This window comes from Curvibacter sp. T50, from assembly GCF_057219955.1.
In genome coordinates this window covers 626,633-644,787 of the sequence record NZ_JBXVVU010000001.1, presented here as the reverse complement: position 1 = coordinate 644,787, position 18,155 = coordinate 626,633, and the positions used below count along the sequence as shown (strand labels likewise).

Below are 18,155 nucleotides of genomic sequence, written 5' to 3'. Positions count from 1 at the left end.
ATCCACGACCATTCAACGCTGGAAAGGCCCTGTTTTCATCGATATTTTCGATTTTGAAGCGCCCCCAGCCGCCTTCCACCCACCGATTTGCCCTCCCGGCGACAGCGGCCTTCCTTCTGCCGGCCTAGACTGCGCCCCAAACCACCCCGGAGACCCCCATGCCCGACTTTTCCACCCTGCGCATCGCGCCCGACCCCGCCAACCCGCGCATCGCCCGCCTGCTGCTGAACCGCCCGGAGCGGCTCAATGCCATCAACGACGCCACGCCGCGCGAGATTCGGGCCGCGGTGGAGTGGGCCAATGCCGAGCCGGGCATCCATGTCATCGTGGTCGAAGGCGCGGGCAAGGGCTTTTGCGGCGGCTATGACCTGAGCCAGTTTGGCGAGGGCGAGATCGACCACCCCTGCCAGCAGGAGCGCACGCCCTGGGACCCGATGGTCGATTACGCCTACATGAAGCGCAACACCGAAGACTTCATGACGTTGTGGAAAAGCGCCAAGCCGACGATTGCCAAGGTGCACGGCGCCGCGGTGGCCGGCGGCAGCGACATCGCGCTGTGCTGTGACCTGCTGGTGATGGCCGAGGACGCGCGCATCGGCTACATGCCCACGCGCGTCTGGGGCTGCCCCACCACCGCGATGTGGACTTACCGCCTGGGCCCCACGCGCGCCAAGCAGCTGATGTTCACCGGTGACGTCATCGACGGCCGCACCGCCGCCGCCTGGGGCCTGGCCAATGAGGCCGTGCCGGCCGAGCAACTGGAGGCCGCCGTGATGACGCTAGCCAGCCGCATCGCCGGCGTGCCGGCCAGCCACCTGGCGATGCACAAGATGGTGGTCAACCAGGTGATGCTGACCATGGGGCTGGAGCAGTCGCAGCAGATGGCCACGGTGTTCGACGGCATCACGCGGCACAACCCCGAGGGCCTGTGGTTTCGCCGCTATGCGCAGGAGAACGGTTTCAAGGCGGCGGTGCAATGGCGCGACGGCGGCCAGCCGATCCCCGAGGGCGACGAGGCCCGCGCGCTGATCCGCGAGATGGAGGCGCGCAAAGGCCCGCCCGGCGGCTGATCGGCGCTGCGGGCACCCCCGGCGCGCTGTCGCCCAGGCGTCAGACGTATGGCTTTCGCGCATGGCGCGCACCGGCCCGGTGCGTCTAGCATCGGCTCGCTGAACGGCAACAACAACCCACAAGGAGACTTTGCATGAAGAAAAACACCGTCCCGCTTTCGCACCTGGGCGCCGCGTTGATCGCTACCCTGGCCGCTGGCGCCGCCCTGGCGCAGACGCCGGCGCCCGCCGCCGCGCCGGCCGCTCCACCGGCCCTGCCGACCGCCGAGCAGACCGACCCGGCGCGCCTGGGCTGGATGGTGGGCTCGCCGCCGCCGGCGGACAAACTGATCCGCTTTGCCGACGGTTCGTTCTATACCTTTCCGCGGTTTCGCTGGACCTTTTCCAACACGCGCCAGTTCGGGCCGACCACCAATGTGTCGCGGGGCGTCGGCGCGGTGTCGCCGCTGCCGCGTGCCGAACGGGCCGATCTGGATGCCGTCAGCTTCACGCCCCTGGGCAAGTCCGAGCCCATGACCTGGGCGCAGGCGTTCAACGCCAACTTCACCGACGGCATTGTTGTGTTGCACAAGGGTCGGGTGGTGTACGAGCGCTATGGCGGCGTGTTCCGTGAAGACAAGCAGCATGTGGCGCAATCGGTCACCAAGTCGTTTTTCGGCCTGATCGGGCAGATGCTGGTGGCCGAGGGCAAACTCGACGAGAACGCCCGGGTGTCCCAGTACGTGCCCGAGCTCAAGGACAGCGCTTTCGGCGACGCCACCGTCCGCCAGGTGCTGGACATGCGGACCGGCCTGAAATACAGCGAAAACTACGCCGACCCCAAGGCCGAGGTCTGGGACCATATCCGCTCCGGCGGAGTCCTGCCCCGCCCGCCGGGTTATGCCGGGCCACAGACCTTCTATGAGTTCCTGCAGACGGTCAAGAAAGAAGGTGAACACGGCGGCAACTTCACCTACAAGACGGTCAACACCGATACGCTGGGCTGGATCATCCGCCGCGTCACCGGGCAGTCGGTGGGTGAAGCGCTGGGCGATCGGGTGTGGCGGCGCCTGGGCATGGAACAGGACGCGTTTTTCAGCGTCGACAGCGTGGGCAACGAGTTTGCCGGCGGCGGCCTGAACACCGGCCTGCGCGATCTGGCCCGTTTTGGCGAAATGCTGCGCAACGACGGCCAGGCCGGCGGCCAGCAGGTGATCCCCAAGGCGGTAATCGACGACATTCGCAAGGGTGGCGACCGGGCGGCCTTCACCGGCTACCCCACCCTGCCCGGCTGGAGCTATCGCAACATGTGGTGGGTGTCACACAATGACCACGGCGCCTACATGGCCCGCGGGGTGCATGGACAGAACCTCTACATCGATCCCAAGGCCGAGATGGTGATCGCGCGGTATGCGTCGTTCCCGATGCCGGCCAATGCGTTCAACGACCCCACCACCCTGCCCGCCTACCATGCGCTGGCGCGGCACCTGATCGCCAACCCGCGCTGACCGCTTCGGTATCGATAGCAAAAAAGCACCTTTTTGCGCTGGGTATGGGCCATTTTTGCCTGAAATCGTGACGCCGGCCTGCATTTGTGTCCTGCTCAACCCCTTCGCCGGCGGCGGGCGGGCCCTGGCGCTGCGCGGGCCGCTTGCCGAGGGCATCCGGGCGGCAGCGGCGACGGCGGTCGCGCCGGTGCGGCTGGAGGTGGCCGAATCGGGGTCGGCGGCCGGCGCCATGGTCGACGCCTTGCCCGCCGGCAGCCGGGTGGTGGTGGTGGGTGGCGACGGCAGCCTGCACCCGCTGCTGCCGGCCATCCGGCGCGGCGGCCACAGTCTGGCCCTGGTGCCGGCGGGCAGTGGCAACGACACCGCCCGGGCGCTGGGTTGGGCCGGCGTGCGCCCGGAAAAGGCCTTGCACCACGCGCTGCATGCCCAGGCAACCGCCATCGATCTGGGCGAAGCCCGCTTTGTCCCCGAGGGGGCGCCACCGGGCACGCCGGAAACGGTGGTGCCGTTCATCTCCAGCCTGACAGCCGGGTTTGACTCGGCCGTGGGCCTGCGGGCGATTCACGGCCCGCGGTGGCTGCGCGGCCTGCCCCGCTACCTGCTGGCCACCGTGCGCGAGCTGGCGGCGCTGCGCAACTGGCCGATCACGGTGACGGTGGACGGGGAGGCTGCGGGGGCCGGCCCGCTGCTGTTTGCCTCCAGCCTCAACACCGCCACCTATGCCGGCGGCATGCCCTGTGTGCCCCATGCAGACATTGCCGACGGCCGGCTGGACCTGCTGCTGGCCGGGCCGTTTGGCCGCGCGGGCGTGCTGCAGATGCTGCCGCGCCTGCTGATGGGCCGGCATCTGGGCCAGCCGCGGGTGCGCGCCATCCCGTTTCGCCAGGCGCGGTTTGTGGCGGCGCAGCCGGTGCCGCTGGCGGCCGAAGGCGAGCCGCTGGGGGCCACCCGCGCGTGGCAGATTGACGTGTTGCCGGCGGCCTTGGCGGTGGTGCGCGGACCGGCGCGCGACCACTGAGCACCCGCCCCCCAAAGGCCCCGGGCCGCCCGCCGGTGAGGCGCTATGCTTGCGGCCCATGTACGCCGCGTTTTTCGGCCTGTCGCAAGACCCGTTCTCCATCGCCCCGGACCCCCGCTTTCTGTATATGAGCGAGCGCCACCGCGAGGCGCTGGCACACCTGCTGTTCGGGGTGACCGGCGGCGGCACCGATGGCCGGTCGGCCCAGATGGCCTCTGGCGGCTTCGTTCTGCTGACCGGCGACATCGGCGCCGGAAAAACCACCATCAGCCGCTGCTTTCTGGAGCAGACGCCGCCGGGTTGCCATGTGGCCTACATCTTCAACCCCAAACTGACAGTGGCCGAGCTGCTGCGGACCATTTGCGACGAGTTTCATCTGGACGGCGTACCGGCGGCCGGCGGCGCCGACACCGGGGTCAAGGCGTATGTGGACGCGCTCAATGGTTTCCTGTTGCGCGCCCACGCGGCGGGCGAATCGGCGGTGCTGGTCATCGACGAAGCGCAAAACCTCAGCGCCGAGGTGCTGGAACAGCTGCGCCTGCTGACCAACCTGGAAACCGCCGAACGCAAACTGCTGCAGATTGTGCTGATCGGCCAGCCCGAGCTGCGCAGCCTGCTGGCCCGGCCGGAGCTGGAGCAGCTGGCGCAGCGCGTGGTGGCGCGCTACCACTTGGGGCCGCTGACCGCCGAAGAAACCCGCCATTACATCGCCCACCGCATGGCCGTGGCCGGGCTGCGGGGCCCCCTGCCCTTCAGCGCGGCGGCGTTGACACGCATCCATCTCCGCTCGCGGGGGGTACCCCGGCGCATCAATCTGCTCTGTGGCCGCGCTTTGCTCGGCGCCTGGGGGCAGGGGCAGCAGCAGGTCGGCCGGCGCACCGTCGATCAGGCGGCCGACGAAGTTTTTGACGGCGCGCCGGCGGGCACCCCGGTCGCCCCGGCCTGGCGCCGCCCGGCCCTGCTGGGGGCGCTGGCGCTGCTGACGGGTGCGGCGGCCTGGCTGGCGGTGGTGGCCCCGCAGTCGCCGGGGCCGGCCCGTGGTGGGCAAGCCGCGCCCGCGGCGGCCGCCGGTGCCGCGACCGGCACGGCCCCGCAGGCGGGCGCCTCGGGCGCCGCTGAGGCAAAAACGCCGCTGCCCGCCGTGACCCGCGCCGCCACCGAACCGGAGCCACCGGCGCTGGCCGACGAGGCCTGGCTGGCCGCGCTGCCGGCGCAGCCGGATGCCTTGCACGCCGCCTTGACCCGGCTCTGGGACCCGGCGGTGGCGCCGCCCTGCGCCGCATCCGTACCGCCCGCCGCGGATGCGCCGCTGCGTTGCTGGCGGGCGGCCCAGCTGACCGTCCCCGATCTGCGCCGCCTGGACCGCCCCGGGCTGCTGGCCCTGCGCCTGGCCGACGACCGGCGGGTCTGGGCCCGGCTGCTGGCCCTGCGCGACGGCGAGGCCGAACTGGCCGCCCCGGATGGCGCGGTGCGCCGGATGCCGCTGGCCATCCTGGCCACCCGCTGGAGCGGCGACTGGATCACCCTGTGGCGCCCGCCCCCCGGGCGGCTGGATGCCGTGTTGCAGATTGCCGGCCCGGCCACCGGCGCCAGCAGCCCGGCCGGCGCCGGTGCGCGCTGGGTCGCGGACGCCCTGTCGCGCGCGGGCATCGGCGAGAGCGGGCCGGGCCTGAGCGCGCAGATGCGGGCCTTTCAGCGCGCGCAAGGCCTCAAACCGGACGGACTGCCCGGTCCGCAGACCCTGATGGTGCTGCGCCGCCAGGTGGTCGACGACGAACCCCAACTGACCGGCACACCGGTCCCAGCCACGCGGGAACGCTGATGTCTTTCATTCTTGACGCCCTCAAGCGGGCGGAGTCCGAACGCCAACGGGGCCAGGTGCCCGGCCTGCAGGCGCAGCCCTTGGTGGCGGGTGGTTCGCGTGCGGCCGATCCGGGTTCCCGGCTGGGCTGGTGGCTGGGCGGCACGGCCCTGGTGCTGGCCGCGCTGGTGGCCGCCGTGCTGTGGCTGCGGGGTTCCGGCACACCGCCGCCGCCGGCCCCGGGCCCGGTGGCCGCCGCGACCGCGCCGTCCGCAGTGCCTCCAACGACACCTTTGGCCGCTCCGGCGACCACGCCAGCCACCGCATCCTCGACCGAGCCGGCGACCCCGGCTGCGCCGTCGGCGGCCTTGTCGGGGCCGGTTGTCCGTGCCGGCACCGCGCCCGCGACCACCACCACGGCGGGTGTCACGGCAGCAACCGCGGCAACGGCGGCAACGGCGGGCGCAACGAAAGATGCGCCGAAGGGGGCGCCGGGCGTCGCATCGCAGGGCGCCGGGAGTCCTTCCGTCCCAAGTACCGCTTCATCCACGGTGGCGACGGCCGCCTCGCCTGCGGCAGGCGCCCGGCCGGTGGCCCCGTCCGCCACCGCGGCGCCGGACCCGGCCACCGTGGTTCGCCTGAGCGATCTGCCCGCCGAGTTGCGTGCGCAATTGCCGGCGCTGGCGGTGCAGGCGGCCATGTATTCGGACCAGCCTTCCCAGCGTCTGCTGGTCGTCAACGGCCAGGCGCTGGGCCAGGGCGCCGCGATTGCGCCCGATCTGGTGATCGAGTCGATTGGCCTGAACAGCTCGGTGCTGGTGTTTCGCGGTCAGACGCGCTTTCGCCTGCCGCACTGAGACAAGGCCCGTCACGCGGCGAACGCCCGGGGCGGCGGGCCGCGCAGGCCTGTGTGCGGCTGCGCGGGTGTCAGCGTGCGGTCGGGGCTTTCCTGCCGGTGCCGCGCGAACCGGCGGACGGCTTGATCGGCGTGGCGTGGGTCGGTGCCGGCTTCGGCGTTTTCACCGCGGCCGGTCGGCGGGCCGTGGCTGTGGACCGCTTCCGGGCCGGGCGTGCCGCGGAGGGCTTTGCGGGCTTGGCGTCGGCCGCTGCGACATCGCCGGCCAGGGCCGCCCGCTCCAGCGCGTCGAACGACTCTTCCAGATACACCGCCACTTTTTGCATGCTGGGCACCGACGAGTGGCAGGCGGTGAAGCCGAAATTCATCTGCCCGGCATAGCTTTCGCAGGTGATGTTGATCGCCTGGCCGTGGGTGACGATGGAGGCCGGATAGATCGCCAGCAGTTCGGCGCCGCGAAAGTAGAGCTTGTGGTCCGGGCCGGGCACGTTGGAGACCGTCACGTTGAACATCGGGCGGATGCGCCCGCCGATGCCGGTCAGCATGGTCAGCACCGTGGGCGCCATCAGCAGCAGCGTGTACTGCAGCATGGCCTGCCGCGGCAGGCTCTGCACATGGGCCTTGGCTTGCTGCACCGACTCCCGCACTGCCTCGAGCCGCGCCAGAGGGTCTTCGATGTCGGTGCCCAGGGTGGCGACGATGAAACTGATGGCGTTGCCCACCCCTTCATCGTCGGCGGGCCGGACCGATACCGGGATACCGGCCGTCAAGGGCTTGGCGGGCAAGGCGCCGCGCTCCTGCAGGAAACGGCGCAGCGCACCGCCGCACAGGGTCAGCACGACATCGTTGAGGGTGCTGCCCTGCGCATGGGCCACGGCCCGCAGCCGGGCCATGGGGATCTGCTGGGTGGCAAAGCGGCGCTTTTCCCGCACCCGGCCGTTGAGCACCGACAGCGGGGCATTGAACGGCAAGGCCATTCCCCCCGGCCCGCGGCCCAGGCGTGGCAGCAGGCGGGCAAAGGCCTGCACCAGATGGGGCACGGTGTCGATCTGCCCGCGCAGCGCGGTCAGGGCCGCCGCGACGCTGTTGGCGACCGTTGGCAGCAGCTCGCCTTCGCTGTCGCGGGCGTGGTGGGTGTGATGCCCCTGGCCCATGCCCACCGACCAGAACGGCGGCAAGCTGCGGCTGGCCTCCAGGCTGGTGGCCATGGACCGTTGCAGCAGTTTCATGCCGCTGATGCCGTCGATCAGCGAATGGTGCATCTTGACGAACAGCGCAAAGCGCCGCTCGCTCAGGCCTTCGATGATGGTGAGCTCCCACGGCGGGCGGCTCAGGTCGATGGGGGTGCTTTGCAGCCGGCCGACCAGTTCGCCGAGTTCGCGCTCGCCGCCGGGCCAGGGCAAGGCGGCGTGGCGCACGTGGTATTCCAGATCGATGGACCGATCGCGCACCCATACCGGCAGGGGGTTGGCCATGAAAGGGTATTTGAGCCGGCGGTCCCACGGCGCGGCAAATTGCCGGTGCTGGCGGAATTCGGCCATCAGCTGGCGCAGGAAGTCGCGGGGCGCGTCGTCGGGCAGCCGAAACTGCAGCAAGCCCCCCACGTGGTTGGGCGTGGCGCGCGATTCGGTGAACAACCAGGCGGTGTCGAGCGGGTTGAGTCGGGTTTCGGTCATGCCCGGCACCATAGCGGCAAAGAGCCGGCGCGGCCATGGGGCAAACACCGGGCCGGGCGGCGAACCGGTGCCGGCTTCGCACACGCACCGGCCGGCGGTGGATCAGGCCGGCGCCGGTGGCGCCAGCACCACCCAGTGGTTGTCCGGCGTCAGGGCCTGGGGCCAGGGCAGCATGGCGGGCGCACCGGCAGCGCGCCAGCGGGCGATGCCAAACTGCGCCCCTACCAGCACACCACCGGCGTCGGGCCAGTTGGCCAGCGCGCAGGGCTCGGTGATGCGGGCCAGGGTAGTCCAGCGGTCCGGCGCGTCGGGGTGCCACAGCAGGCCTTCACCCGTGCGCTGGCCGCTCAGCACAAAGCCACCACCCGGCCCGGCGCAGATGTCGCCGCTGTAGCCGGCTGCGGCCACGCTGCGGGTGGCCAGGCGCAGACCGTGGTCGCCATCCCACAGCGCCAGGATGGGCGCGTCGCGACGCTGCGCGGGTGTGTCGTGCTCGGCCTGCAGCGCCACGCCCAGCACGGGCTGGCCGTCGTGGCGCTGGTTCCAGGCCAGGTGGCGCAGGCTCAGGCGCGGGTCTTCCAGGCGCCACTGGCCCAGCAGCGCGCCGGTGTGGCCGTCCAGGCGGACCAGCGACGGCGCCATCACGTCCAGATTGCGTTTGTCGCCCCGCGCGTCGCGGGGAATGCCCCCGTTGGCCACCAGCAGACTGCCGTCGGGGGCCCAGAGGTGCTGGTGCGGATCCAGTCCGTGGGTGGGCCAGGCCTGCACCCGCGCCAGGGTGCGCGCGTCGCGCACACCAATCCAGCCACTGCCGTCGCGGGTGTCGGTTTCGGTGGTCAGCACCCACTGGCCATCGGCGCTGGCGATGGCATGGCCGCCCAGGGTGCGCAACGGCTGCTCGGTGTCCAGCCGGTGGCGGGCAAGCACCTGGCCCTCGCCGTCCAGGCGCATCAGCCAGCGCCCCGGCCGGGCGGCGACCACCAACAGGCCACCGCCGGCTTCCGCCAGCAGGCCGTGGGCGCGTTCGGGCAGCACCTGGCTGGCGACGATGCGCACCTGGGCTGCCGCCCAGTCCACCGCCAGCACCCCCACGTGGTCTACCGCCCGGCCGTTCTCCGCGACACGCCAGGCGGCGCCCAGGCGCAGGCCGTCGGTGGCCGGAGGCCGCGCGGTGGCCGGCTGCGCGCAGACCGCCCCGGCGGCCAGTCCCCCACCGGCACCGGCGAAAGCATGGAGGATGAATTCACGGCGGGACAAGGGGGCGTACATGGCAGGCAAGCTACGGTGGGATGAAGCCCGTATTGTGCCATTTTTCGTGATTGAATGCGAATGCTTCGCATTACCGATCATCCCCGCTCCAGCGCTCGGGCGATGCGGTGGCGGGCCACGGTGGGTTTGGGCACCCGGAAGTCGAACCAGGTGCGCACGTCCTGCTCCAGCCCGATGCCGTGCATGTAGTTGTAGAGCGCTTTTTTCAGGCCCACGCCCAGTGCGTCGTGGTCGGTGCCGGTGGGGTCGGTGAAGGCCACGTCGTTTCGGGCGAAGGCGCCGGGCGGCAGCGGCGCCAGCGTCACGCCGTAGTCCTGTGGCGCCTGGCCCACCGGCGAGTGCACGGTGCAGACAAAGCGGTGCCAGAAGCCGGACTGGATGCAGCCGTTCTCGAACAGCTGGCGCACCCATTCCAGCGCGTCCACCGTGTCCTGCACCGTCTGGGTGGGAAAGCCGTACATCAGGTAGGCGTGCACCAGGATGCCGGCGTCGGCAAAACCTTTGGTCACCCGCGCCACCTGCTCCACCGACACGCCCTTTTTCATCAGGTTCAGCAGCCGGTCGGACGCCACCTCCAGCCCGCCGGAGATCGCGATGCAGCCGCTGTCGGCCAGCTGCAGCGCCAGCTCGGGGGTGAAGGTTTTCTCGAACCGCACATTGCCCCACCAGGAAATGGCGGTGCCGCGACGGGTGAGCTCGGCGGCCAGCGCCTTCAGCGCCTTCGGGGGCGCGGCTTCGTCCACAAAGTGGAAACCCGTCTGGCCGGTCTCGGCCACGATGGCGTCGATGCGGTCGGCCAGCACGGTGGCGCTGGCGGCTTCGTAGCGCGAGATGTAGTCCAGGCTCACGTCGCAGAAGCTGCATTTTTTCCAATAGCAGCCGTGCGCCACCATCAGCTTGTTCCAGCGGCCGTCGCTCCACAGCCGGTGCATGGGGTTGAGCATGTCCAGCAGCGACAGGTAGTCGCCGGTGGGCAGGCCGTCCCAGGTGGGGGTGCCGACGTCGTCGAACGGAATGTCGGGCTCGGGGAAGTTCAGGAACCGCACGCTGTCGCCCTCGCGCACAAAGGTGCGCACCAGGCGCTGGCGAGAGCGCCGGCCCTGCAGGTGCTCCAGCAGCGCCAGCAGCGGGCGCTCGCCGCCGTCGAGCGTGACGTAATCGATGGCGTCGAACAGCCGCGGCTCGGCCAGCTCGCGCAGCTCGGTGTTGACAAAACCGCCCCCCAGCACGGTGACGATGGCCGGGTTGTGCGCCTTCACCGCCTGCGCGATGCGCAGCGCCCCGTACACCGAGCCCGGAAACGGCACCGACAGCAGCACCACCGTGGGCCGGTGGCGGGTGAGTGCCTCGTGCGTCAGCGCCGCCAGCGTGGCATCGACCCGGTTGGGCGGCGCGGCCAGCGCCTGCGCCAGCGGGTCGAACGTGGGCTGCGCGGCGGCCAGTGATTCGGCGTAGCGCACGAACTCGAAGCGCGGGTCCACCGCGTCGCGCAGCACGTCGGCGATGTCGTTCAGGTACAGCGTGGCCAGGTGCCGGGCGCGGTCCTGCACGCCCAGAGCACCGAACGCCCAGCCCAGCGGGTCGCCGCCTTCGTCGTCCACAAACACGTCGAGGGACGCAAAACGCGGCCCCTCGGGCAGAAAGGCGCGGCCGGCGATGCGGTGCGCCAGCGTGGCGTCGCGCCCCTGCAGGAAGGCAATGGCCGGGCCGATGGTGGCGCGGTAGCGCGCGAACTGGTCCAGAAACGAGCGCACCGCCGGGCTCTGACGTTTGGCCGCCAGCGCCCGGGCGTCGGCCGCGATGCCGTCCAGCCCGGCGGGCGACAGCAGCCGCAGCACCAGCGCCAGCGCCAGGTCTTCCTGCCGGGCGTCAAAGCCGCGGCTGCGCAGGAAACCGGTGAGGAAGGCGGTGGACGGGTACGGCGTGTTCAGCTGCGTCATCGGCGGGATGACGGACAGGATGCGGGGCGCGGGCGAAAGTGTGTCCGGGGGGGCAGGCATCACGCAACTGTACGGCACACCTCGGCCCCTGGTGCCGACGGGCCGGCCTACAGCAGCCAGTCGAGGTCAAACCACGACAGCAGCCACACGCTGAGGCGTCGGCCCAGGCTGGCGCCCGGTTCCGGGTCGGGTTCGGGACCCGGTTCCTCCCCGGTCGCGGAATGCGCTCCCGCAAGGGAGGACCCCTCGCGCGGCTGCGCCGGCAGGGCATCGGCCCAGACCAGCGTGCCCTGGGCGTCGGCGTGTACCCACCATGCGGAATCGCCCGCCAGATCGTCCAGGCGGCGGTGCAATTGCTGCGCCAGCGCCGGGCTGTGCACCAGCAGGCCGACCTCGGTGTTGAGGCGGGTCGAGCGCGGGTCCAGATTGAGTGAGCCGATGAACACCGTCTGCCCGTCCACGGCAAAGGTTTTGGCATGCAGGCTGGCGCGCGAGCCGGCCAGCTGGGGCCGCCGCTTGACCAGGCGCGCGCTGGGCGTCGGTTTGAGCTCCAGCAAGCGCACACCGGCCTGCGCCAGCGGCAGGCGGTGGCGGGCATAACCGACGTGGGCGGCGGCCACGTCGGTGGCGGCCAGCGAATTGGTCAGCAGGCGCACCTGCACGCCCGCGCGGGCCAGCGTCGCCAGGGCCTCGGTGCCCTCGTCCCCGGGCACAAAATAGGCCGAAACCAGATCCAGCGATTCGCGTGCCTGCCCGAACAACTGGCCCAGCCGGGGCAGCAAGGCGCCGGCACTGGCCGCCGGGTCCCGCGCGACCTTGACCGGGGGGTCGTCCAGCAGTTCCATGGGGGCCCAGGTCAGGGGCAGGGGCTGGCCCGCCAGGGCGCGGTTGAGCAGGGTGTCCCGCCATTCCTGCCGCCAGGGCTGGCCGGTCAGTGTGGCCAGGCGCTCGCGAACCGAGCGGTCGAGCGCGCTGCGGCTGGCGGTTTCCGGTGCCAGCAGCCGCTCCAGGCTGTAGGCCTGCGGGCTGTTCCAGTAGCGCTCGAACGAGGCCCGCGCCTCGGCCAGCACGGGGCCCAGCACCAGCAGTTCGGTGTCCTCGAAATGCAATTCCCGGTCCGTGCCGAAATAGGTGTCGCCGATATTGCGCCCGCCCAGCACCGCCAGGCGATCGTCCGCGAGCATCAATTTGTTGTGCATGCGCCGGTTGACCCGGCGGAAATCGGTCACCCAGTCGGCCATGCGCAACACCCGGGTGGGAAACGGGTTGAACAGCCGCACGGCGATGTGGGGGTGCGCATCCAGCAGGCGCAGCCAGGGGTCGAGGCCGACGGTGTTGTTGTCGTCCAGCAGCAGGCGCACCCGCACGCCCCGGTCGGCGGCGCGCAGCAGTTCGCGCATCAGCAGGCGGCCGGTGGTGTCGTCGGCCCAGATATAGGTCTGGATGTCCAGCCGCTGGCCGGCCTGGCGGATCAGGGCCAGCCGTGTCCCCAGCGCCTGGGTGCCGTCTTCCAGTACGGCAAAGGCCGACGCCCCGGGCGGGCTGTCGGGGCCCGGCCGCTGGGCATCCGCCAGCTGCTGCAGTCGGCTGGGGCCGGCATTGCCGCCGGCCGTCAGGGGCGGCGGCTCATCGCGCTCGACGTCCACCGGCAGGCTGCCGCAGGCGGCCAGCCACGCGGTCAGCAACAGCATCAATGCCGTGGCGGCCGCCCGGTGCAGGGCCGCCCGCGCCCGGACCACCGACCCGGCGTGTCGGGGCGCGGGGGGTGCCTGGCCAAACGTCAGGAACAGACCGGGTTTCGCTTGCATGCGGCAATGGTGCCATGAACCACGCCGCGGGGCCTGGGCCGCTGCCTACAATCGCCGGCGATGCCGACCACCGATCTCCCGCCCGTGACACCGGCCCTGCTCCGCCTGCGCTGGCCGCAGGGGAAGCCAGCGGTGCCCAGCCTGCCAGCGCCGTTTGCCGTGGGCGCTGACTGGCAACTGGACATCCGGCCCGGACTGACCTGGATCTGTGGCGACGAAGGCCGGGGCAAGACGCTTTTGCTGCGCATGTTGGCCGGAGACCCTGCCGTGCCGCCGGCCTGCCGCGAAGGGCCGGCCGCCGTCCCTGCCGGGGTGGCCTGGTTCGACCCGGCCGCCACCGGACTGCCGGGCCAGAGCGATCCGACGGCCGATGCGGTGCTGCAGGCGGCGGCCCGCCGCCACCCCCATTTCTCCGTCGAGGCCTGCGCGGACCTGATGGACGATCTGCAACTGCAAGCCCACCGGGGCAAACGGCTGTCCATGCTGTCGGCGGGCAGCCGGCGCAAAGTCTGGCTGACCGCCGCGCTGGCCGCCGGCGCCCCGGTCACCTTGCTGGATCAGCCGTTTGCCGCGCTGGACGGGCGCTCGGTGGCGCTGCTGCGGGAACTGCTGGCGTCGGTGGCCGGCCACGCCCGCCGGGCCTGGGTGGTCGCGGACTACACGGTGCCGCCCGATGTGACCCCGGACCAGCGGATCGATCTGGGCTGAACGCCAGCGCCGCCGCGCCCCTCAGGGCATGCGTTGCAGTTCGTCTTTTTCGGACCGGAGCTGCATCAGCTGGCTCTGGTACTCGCGGTTGCGCTCGCCGGCGGCGTTCTGGATTGAACGGATGTGGTTGAAGGTGACCGCCTGCGAGGCACGCGCCGCCTCGGGCGTCATGTTGGCGATGCGCTCTTTGTCGGCCAGTTCGCGATAGAGCTTGTCGACGGTGCGGGCGCTTTCCTGGTTGTCGGCTTCCATCTTCTTGACCAGGTTGGCGATCGCTTCGTCCAGCGCCGCGATGCGCGCCCGTTTGCCCGACACGGTTGCCGGCGGCGGGTTGCTGGGCGTGTAGGTGCGCACGCTGCGGGTGGTGGGACCGGCGTTGCCGGTGGCGGGTTTGACCACAATCGCGCCGCCCTGGGTGTCCGACGGGCAGGGATGGTCGGAAAAAGTGACCTTGCCTTGCGCGTCGGTGCAGCGGTTGACGGCAGCGGCGGGGCCACACAGGGCGGCCGTGGTGGCCAGCAGCAGCAGGGCGTGCCGGCAGAGGCGGTGGTGCGGGGCTCGGTTGTGGGTCATGGCTTGGCTCGATCTCGATCGGTTGGCGGGCCCGGTACCTGCAGCAGGACACGGCGCACCCGGTCCGGGCCGTGAATGCCACTGCCCGGCTGGATTTCGTCGCCTTTGTACCACCAATAAAAGACGACAACCTTGCCGGCGGGCGCTCCGCGCCCCGACAGATTCAGGCTGCGGCCGGGCTCAATGCGGTTGCCCGGCAGGCTGGCGGGGATGAAGGCGATGCGCTCTTCGGTGCCCAGGTGCCAGAAAACGTCCCGTGGCGTGAGGTTGAGCGCGCGCAGGCCTCGGGTGTCCAGGGTGACCGCGACCTCCCGCTGCCACTGGGCCTCCAGCGCCACCTGGGCCTCGGCGGCGATGCGGGCCCGGGTCTCGGGCGGTGGCATTTCCCAGCGCGGACGGCTGCCCGGCGGTGGCGCCACGCGGCGTTGCTCCTCACCGGCCGGACAGGGCTGGTCGGTATACGTTACCCCGCCCTGACCGTCCTCACATCGCACCAGCGGGCTGGCCAGCACGGCGGGCGCCAGAAAAATGGCAAAAATGGTCAATATCCATCGGAAAAAGGTCGCTTTTTGCTCTCTTTTCCGTAGCGATTGGCCTGGCCCCAGGCGGGGCGACCGGGGCGTCGCCCACGTGCCAGACCCGCCGCAGGTGGCCTCGCTACACTGCACCGTCATTTCTGGAGAGCTGTCCATGGTTTACCAGTATCCCCCATCCGGATGGCGGGAGGCTTTTGTTGCCCTTGTGCTGCGCTGGACGCTGAAAGTCCTGCTCAAGCCGGTGTTTTCGCCGCGGGTGTCGATTCCGTTCCAGCGCCGCTGGCTGGCGGGCCTGTCCAAAATTGCGCTGGTCAGCCGCGCCGTGGCCATCGAAGCGGCCAGCGTGGGCGGTGTGCCCGGCGAATGGGCGCGGCGCCGCCACGGTCCGGCCCGGCCCGGTGCGCTGCTCTACCTGCACGGCGGCGCCTACTGTGTGGGCAGCCCGGCCACCCACCGCGCGCTCGTGGCCCGGCTGGCCTGGGTCACAGGCCTGCCGGTGTTTGCGGCCGACTACCGGCTGGCGCCCGAGCACCCCTTCCCCGCCGGGCTGGACGACGCCCTCGCCGCCGCGCGCGCCCTGGCGACCCAGGGCCCGCTGGTGCTGGCGGGTGACTCCGCCGGCGGTGGCCTGGCGCTGGCCACCGCGCTGGCGCTGCGCGACGCCGGCGGGCCCGCCCCGGCGGCCCTGTTGCTGCTCTCGCCCTGGGTGGATCTGCTGCCGCCCGACCCGGAGCCTGCCGAACCGCCGGGCGAAGCCATGCTGAGCGTGGCCTGGGCGCAGGCCTGCGCGGCGTTCTACGTGGGTGAAGGGGCGGTGGCCGGCTGGCGGGCACCGGCCACCGCCGACGCGGCGCGCGAACCCGGGGGCGACCCGCGCGCCCACCCGCTGGTGTCGCCGCTGCGGGCCGACCTGCGCGGCCTGCCGCCGGTGCTGATCCAGGCCGGCACCGACGAGCTGCTGCACCCGCAGGCGCTGGCGCTGCACGACGCGCTGGCCGCCGCCGGCAACGCCGTGCGCTGTGAAATCACCCCCGGGCGCTGGCATGTGTTCCAGGCCCACACCGGCGCGCTGCCCAGCGCCGACGCCGCCATCAACCGCATGGCGCACTTCCTGGCCGGGCCGCTGGCCGCCGCCACGCCGCCGCAGGACACCGAACACGAGGTGGTGATCCTGGGCGCCGGCATGTCCGGCCTGTGCATGGCCATCGGCCTGCAGAACGCCGGCCGGCACAACTTCGTGCTGCTGGAAAAGCAGCCCGGCCTGGGCGGCACCTGGTGGGACAACCGCTACCCCGGCGCGCATGTGGACGTGCCCTCGCCGGTGTATTCGTTCAGCTTTGCGCCCAACCCCGGCTGGAGCCGGCGCTTTGCCGGCGCCCCCGAAATCCAGCGCTACATGCAGGCGCTGGCCGAGCGGCGTGGCCTGCTGGCCCACCTGCGCCTGGGCACCTGCCTGACCGACGCGCGCTTTGACGAGGCCAGCGGCCTGTGGCACTTCACCACCGACCGGGGCGACCGGCTGCGCAGCCGCTTTTTTGTCTGCAGCACCGGCCCGCTGAACCAGCCGCGCTGGCCGGACATCCCCGGTCTGGACGACTTTGCCGGCCAGCGCCTGCACTCGGCCCGCTGGGACGCCGCCGTGCCACTGGCCGGCCGGCGTGTGGCGGTGATCGGCACCGGATCGACCGCGTCGCAACTGGTGGCGCCGATTGCGGCGCAGGCCGGGCACCTGACGGTGTTCCAGCGCACCGCCAACTGGGTGCTGCCCCGGCTGGACCGGCGCTACAACGCCCTCGACCATGCCCTGGCGCACTTTCCGCCCTATGCGCGCCTGGTGCGCTGGAGCTGGACGCAGGTGCTCGAATGGGGCCGGCGCGGCTTTGACGAGGGCACACTGGCCCGCCGCGGCATGCTGCGCACCGCCGAGGCCCACCGCCGCCGCCAGCTGCCCGACCCCGCCCTGCGGGAAAAACTGGTGCCGCCCTACCCGCTGGGCTGCAAGCGCATCATCTACAGCAACGATTTCTACCCCGCCCTCACCCGCCCGAACGTGGCGCTGGAAACGGCGGCCATCGAGCGGGTCACCCCCGGCGGCATCGTCACCGCCGACGGCCGCGAACACCCGCTGGACGTGCTGGTCTGCGCCACCGGCTTTGACACGGTGCAGCTGCTGGGCTCGGTCACCGTCACCGGTGCGGGCGGGCGCACGCTGCGCGAGACCTGGGCCCGTGGCCCGGAGGCCTACCACGGCATCACCGTGGCGGGTTTTCCCAACCTGTTCCTGATGCTCGGCCCCAACACCGCCACCGGCCACACCAGCACCCTGTTGTACATCGAGCCCGGCGTGCAGCACGCCCTGGCCTGCATGGACGCGGTGCGCCGCGGCGGCCACCGCAGCATCGCCGTGCTCCCCGACGTGATGCGCGCCCACAACAACGCCCTGCAGCAGCGCCTGGCCGGCTCGGTCTGGAGCCTGTGCCGCAGCTGGTACCGCGCCCCGGACGGACGCATCACCGCCCTGTTTCCGGGCTTCACCGCGGAATACGTGAAGGCGGTGCGACGGCCGAACCTGGCGGATTACGAGTTGCAGTGAGCGCGCTGGACGCTCCGGGCAGGGTGTGGTGGCTGTGCGGGTGCGTTCTTGGATAAAAACGGCCCATACCCAGCATTAAAAGGTCGTTTTCAGCTATGGTTTTCATATCAAAGTTCATGAAAGGAAGTTACCCATGACCCCAACCAACCCCCTGCTGGCGCCGCTGGTGGCGCTCGCCGCCTGGTCCATGGTGATGTGGCTGTGGATGTACGTCACCCGGCTGCCGGCGATGCGCCGCGCGCGCATGAAGCCCGACTCGAACGCGCCGCGCGGCGAGCAGATGAACCAACTGCCGCCATCGGTGCGCTGGAAGGCCGACAACTACAACCACCTGATGGAGCAGCCCACGCTGTTTTACGCCGTGGTGCTGGCGCTGGTGCTGGCCGGCGGCGGCAGCGGTGCCGAGGTGGCGCTGGCCTGGGCCTACACCGGCTTGCGGGTGGTGCACAGCCTGGTGCAGGCGCTGATCAACCGCATCGAGGTGCGGTTTGTGCTGTTCATCCTGTCGTCGCTGGCGCTGATCGGCCTGATCGTGGCGGCGGCGCAGCGGGTGTTCTGATGGCGACGGACGACGATCTGCCGCCTTTGTCGCCGGTGGCGCCGCCGGGCCTGTACCGCCATTACAAAGGCAACTGGTACGAAGTGCTGGCCACCGTGCGCTGCAGCGAGACGCTGACGGCCCAGACGCTGTACCGCGCGCTGGCAGCCGCCGACCCGCGCGATGCCCGGCCCGACCCCGCCGCCGGCCTGTGGGTGCGGCCGGCGGCCATGTTTGTGGAAACGGGCGAATTCGATGGCCGCCGCCAGCCGCGGTTTGCCC

At 71.3% G+C, this 18,155-nt stretch carries 14 protein-coding genes and 1 pseudogene; 9 read left to right on the top strand and 6 right to left on the bottom strand.

The features are described 5' to 3' along the window. The first annotated feature begins 158 nt into the window (after positions 1 to 158). The 5 genes from AC2EBU_RS03070 (at position 159) to AC2EBU_RS03050 (ending at position 6,233) form a co-directional block, all read left to right on the top strand. On the top strand, positions 159 to 1,070 hold the full coding sequence (locus AC2EBU_RS03070) for a crotonase/enoyl-CoA hydratase family protein (RefSeq protein ID WP_484608912.1): 912 nt from the start codon (positions 159 to 161) through the stop codon (positions 1,068 to 1,070). Positions 1,071 to 1,204: 134 nt separating this feature from the next. Continuing rightward, on the top strand, positions 1,205 to 2,557 hold the full coding sequence (locus tag AC2EBU_RS03065; RefSeq protein ID WP_484608911.1) for a serine hydrolase domain-containing protein: 1,353 nt from the start codon (positions 1,205 to 1,207) through the stop codon (positions 2,555 to 2,557). A 67-nt stretch (positions 2,558 to 2,624) separates the two neighbouring features. Then, positions 2,625 to 3,575, top strand: a complete 951-nt coding sequence (locus AC2EBU_RS03060; protein WP_484608910.1) for a diacylglycerol/lipid kinase family protein — start codon at positions 2,625 to 2,627, stop codon at positions 3,573 to 3,575. 58 nt (positions 3,576 to 3,633) lie between these two features. Continuing rightward, a complete protein-coding gene (locus tag AC2EBU_RS03055) occupies positions 3,634 to 5,397 on the top strand; it encodes an ExeA family protein (RefSeq protein ID WP_484608909.1) in 1,764 nt (587 codons plus the stop codon). Further along, entirely contained in the window at positions 5,397 to 6,233 is an 837-nt protein-coding gene (locus AC2EBU_RS03050; protein ID WP_484608908.1) for a general secretion pathway protein GspB, read from the top strand. The genes AC2EBU_RS03055 and AC2EBU_RS03050 overlap by 1 nt, the downstream gene beginning before the upstream one ends. A 70-nt stretch (positions 6,234 to 6,303) precedes the next feature. Here AC2EBU_RS03050 and AC2EBU_RS03045 read toward each other — a convergent pair whose 3' ends face one another. From AC2EBU_RS03045 to AC2EBU_RS03030, 4 genes are all read right to left on the bottom strand, one after another. After that, the gene (locus AC2EBU_RS03045) at positions 6,304 to 7,908 is read right to left on the bottom strand and encodes a WS/DGAT/MGAT family O-acyltransferase (protein ID WP_484608907.1); all 1,605 of its coding nucleotides are present in this window, start codon (positions 7,906 to 7,908) and stop codon (positions 6,304 to 6,306) included. Positions 7,909 to 8,010: 102 nt separating this feature from the next. Further along, the gene (locus tag AC2EBU_RS03040) at positions 8,011 to 9,177 is read right to left on the bottom strand and encodes a DUF1513 domain-containing protein (RefSeq protein WP_484608906.1); all 1,167 of its coding nucleotides are present in this window, start codon (positions 9,175 to 9,177) and stop codon (positions 8,011 to 8,013) included. Between the two features lie 77 nt (positions 9,178 to 9,254). Next, positions 9,255 to 11,177, bottom strand: coding sequence for a B12-binding domain-containing radical SAM protein (locus AC2EBU_RS03035; protein ID WP_484608905.1), 1,923 nt, complete (start codon positions 11,175 to 11,177; stop codon positions 9,255 to 9,257). A gap of 47 nt (positions 11,178 to 11,224) precedes the next feature. Further along, positions 11,225 to 12,925: a phospholipase D-like domain-containing protein gene (locus AC2EBU_RS03030; RefSeq protein ID WP_484608904.1), complete on the bottom strand. Its 1,701-nt coding sequence runs from the start codon at positions 12,923 to 12,925 to the stop codon at positions 11,225 to 11,227. Between the two features lie 60 nt (positions 12,926 to 12,985). Here AC2EBU_RS03030 and AC2EBU_RS03025 point away from each other — a divergent pair, with 60 nt between their 5' ends. Next, complete coding sequence (locus AC2EBU_RS03025) at positions 12,986 to 13,633, top strand: ABC transporter ATP-binding protein (protein WP_484608903.1); 648 nt, start codon at positions 12,986 to 12,988, stop codon at positions 13,631 to 13,633. Between the two features lie 21 nt (positions 13,634 to 13,654). On the opposite strand, the gene AC2EBU_RS03020 is transcribed toward AC2EBU_RS03025, so the two are convergent. Both AC2EBU_RS03020 and AC2EBU_RS03015 read right to left on the bottom strand, forming a co-directional pair. Continuing rightward, a complete protein-coding gene (locus tag AC2EBU_RS03020; protein ID WP_484608902.1) occupies positions 13,655 to 14,206 on the bottom strand; it encodes a DUF4124 domain-containing protein in 552 nt (183 codons plus the stop codon). Next, a complete protein-coding gene (locus AC2EBU_RS03015) occupies positions 14,203 to 14,751 on the bottom strand; it encodes a DUF4124 domain-containing protein (RefSeq protein ID WP_484608901.1) in 549 nt (182 codons plus the stop codon). Before AC2EBU_RS03015 ends, AC2EBU_RS03020 begins: the two co-directional genes overlap by 4 nt. Before the next feature lie 145 nt (positions 14,752 to 14,896). Between AC2EBU_RS03015 and AC2EBU_RS03010 the strand changes: the two genes are divergently transcribed. The 3 genes and pseudogenes from AC2EBU_RS03010 to AC2EBU_RS03000 form a co-directional block, all read left to right on the top strand. Beyond that, the gene (locus AC2EBU_RS03010) at positions 14,897 to 17,335 is read left to right on the top strand and encodes an alpha/beta hydrolase fold domain-containing protein (RefSeq protein WP_484608900.1); all 2,439 of its coding nucleotides are present in this window, start codon (positions 14,897 to 14,899) and stop codon (positions 17,333 to 17,335) included. A gap of 133 nt (positions 17,336 to 17,468) precedes the next feature. Next, positions 17,469 to 17,894 (top strand): MAPEG family protein, encoded by a 426-nt coding sequence (locus AC2EBU_RS03005; protein ID WP_484608899.1) that lies wholly within the window; start codon positions 17,469 to 17,471, stop codon positions 17,892 to 17,894. After that, positions 17,894 to 18,154: pseudogene (locus AC2EBU_RS03000) on the top strand (DUF1653 domain-containing protein); the annotation flags it as partial. The gene AC2EBU_RS03005 and the pseudogene AC2EBU_RS03000, both read left to right, overlap by 1 nt. Between the last annotated feature and the right edge of the window lies 1 nt (position 18,155).

Excerpts from the sequence above, each read along its gene's own strand:
- AC2EBU_RS03070 (WP_484608912.1), top strand. The coding sequence starts at position 159 with ATGCCCGACTTTTCCACCCTGCGCATCGCGCCCGACCCCGCCAACCCG.
- AC2EBU_RS03065 (WP_484608911.1), top strand. The coding sequence starts at position 1,205 with ATGAAGAAAAACACCGTCCCGCTTTCGCACCTGGGCGCCGCGTTGATC.
- AC2EBU_RS03055 (WP_484608909.1), top strand. The coding sequence starts at position 3,634 with ATGTACGCCGCGTTTTTCGGCCTGTCGCAAGACCCGTTCTCCATCGCC.
- AC2EBU_RS03050 (WP_484608908.1), top strand. The coding sequence starts at position 5,397 with ATGTCTTTCATTCTTGACGCCCTCAAGCGGGCGGAGTCCGAACGCCAA.
- AC2EBU_RS03045 (WP_484608907.1), bottom strand. The coding sequence starts at position 7,908 with ATGACCGAAACCCGACTCAACCCGCTCGACACCGCCTGGTTGTTCACC.
- AC2EBU_RS03040 (WP_484608906.1), bottom strand. The coding sequence starts at position 9,177 with ATGTACGCCCCCTTGTCCCGCCGTGAATTCATCCTCCATGCTTTCGCC.
- AC2EBU_RS03035 (WP_484608905.1), bottom strand. The coding sequence starts at position 11,177 with ATGCCTGCCCCCCCGGACACACTTTCGCCCGCGCCCCGCATCCTGTCC.
- AC2EBU_RS03030 (WP_484608904.1), bottom strand. The coding sequence starts at position 12,925 with ATGCAAGCGAAACCCGGTCTGTTCCTGACGTTTGGCCAGGCACCCCCC.
- AC2EBU_RS03025 (WP_484608903.1), top strand. The coding sequence starts at position 12,986 with ATGCCGACCACCGATCTCCCGCCCGTGACACCGGCCCTGCTCCGCCTG.
- AC2EBU_RS03020 (WP_484608902.1), bottom strand. The coding sequence starts at position 14,206 with ATGACCCACAACCGAGCCCCGCACCACCGCCTCTGCCGGCACGCCCTG.
- AC2EBU_RS03010 (WP_484608900.1), top strand. The coding sequence starts at position 14,897 with ATGGTTTACCAGTATCCCCCATCCGGATGGCGGGAGGCTTTTGTTGCC.
- AC2EBU_RS03005 (WP_484608899.1), top strand. The coding sequence starts at position 17,469 with ATGACCCCAACCAACCCCCTGCTGGCGCCGCTGGTGGCGCTCGCCGCC.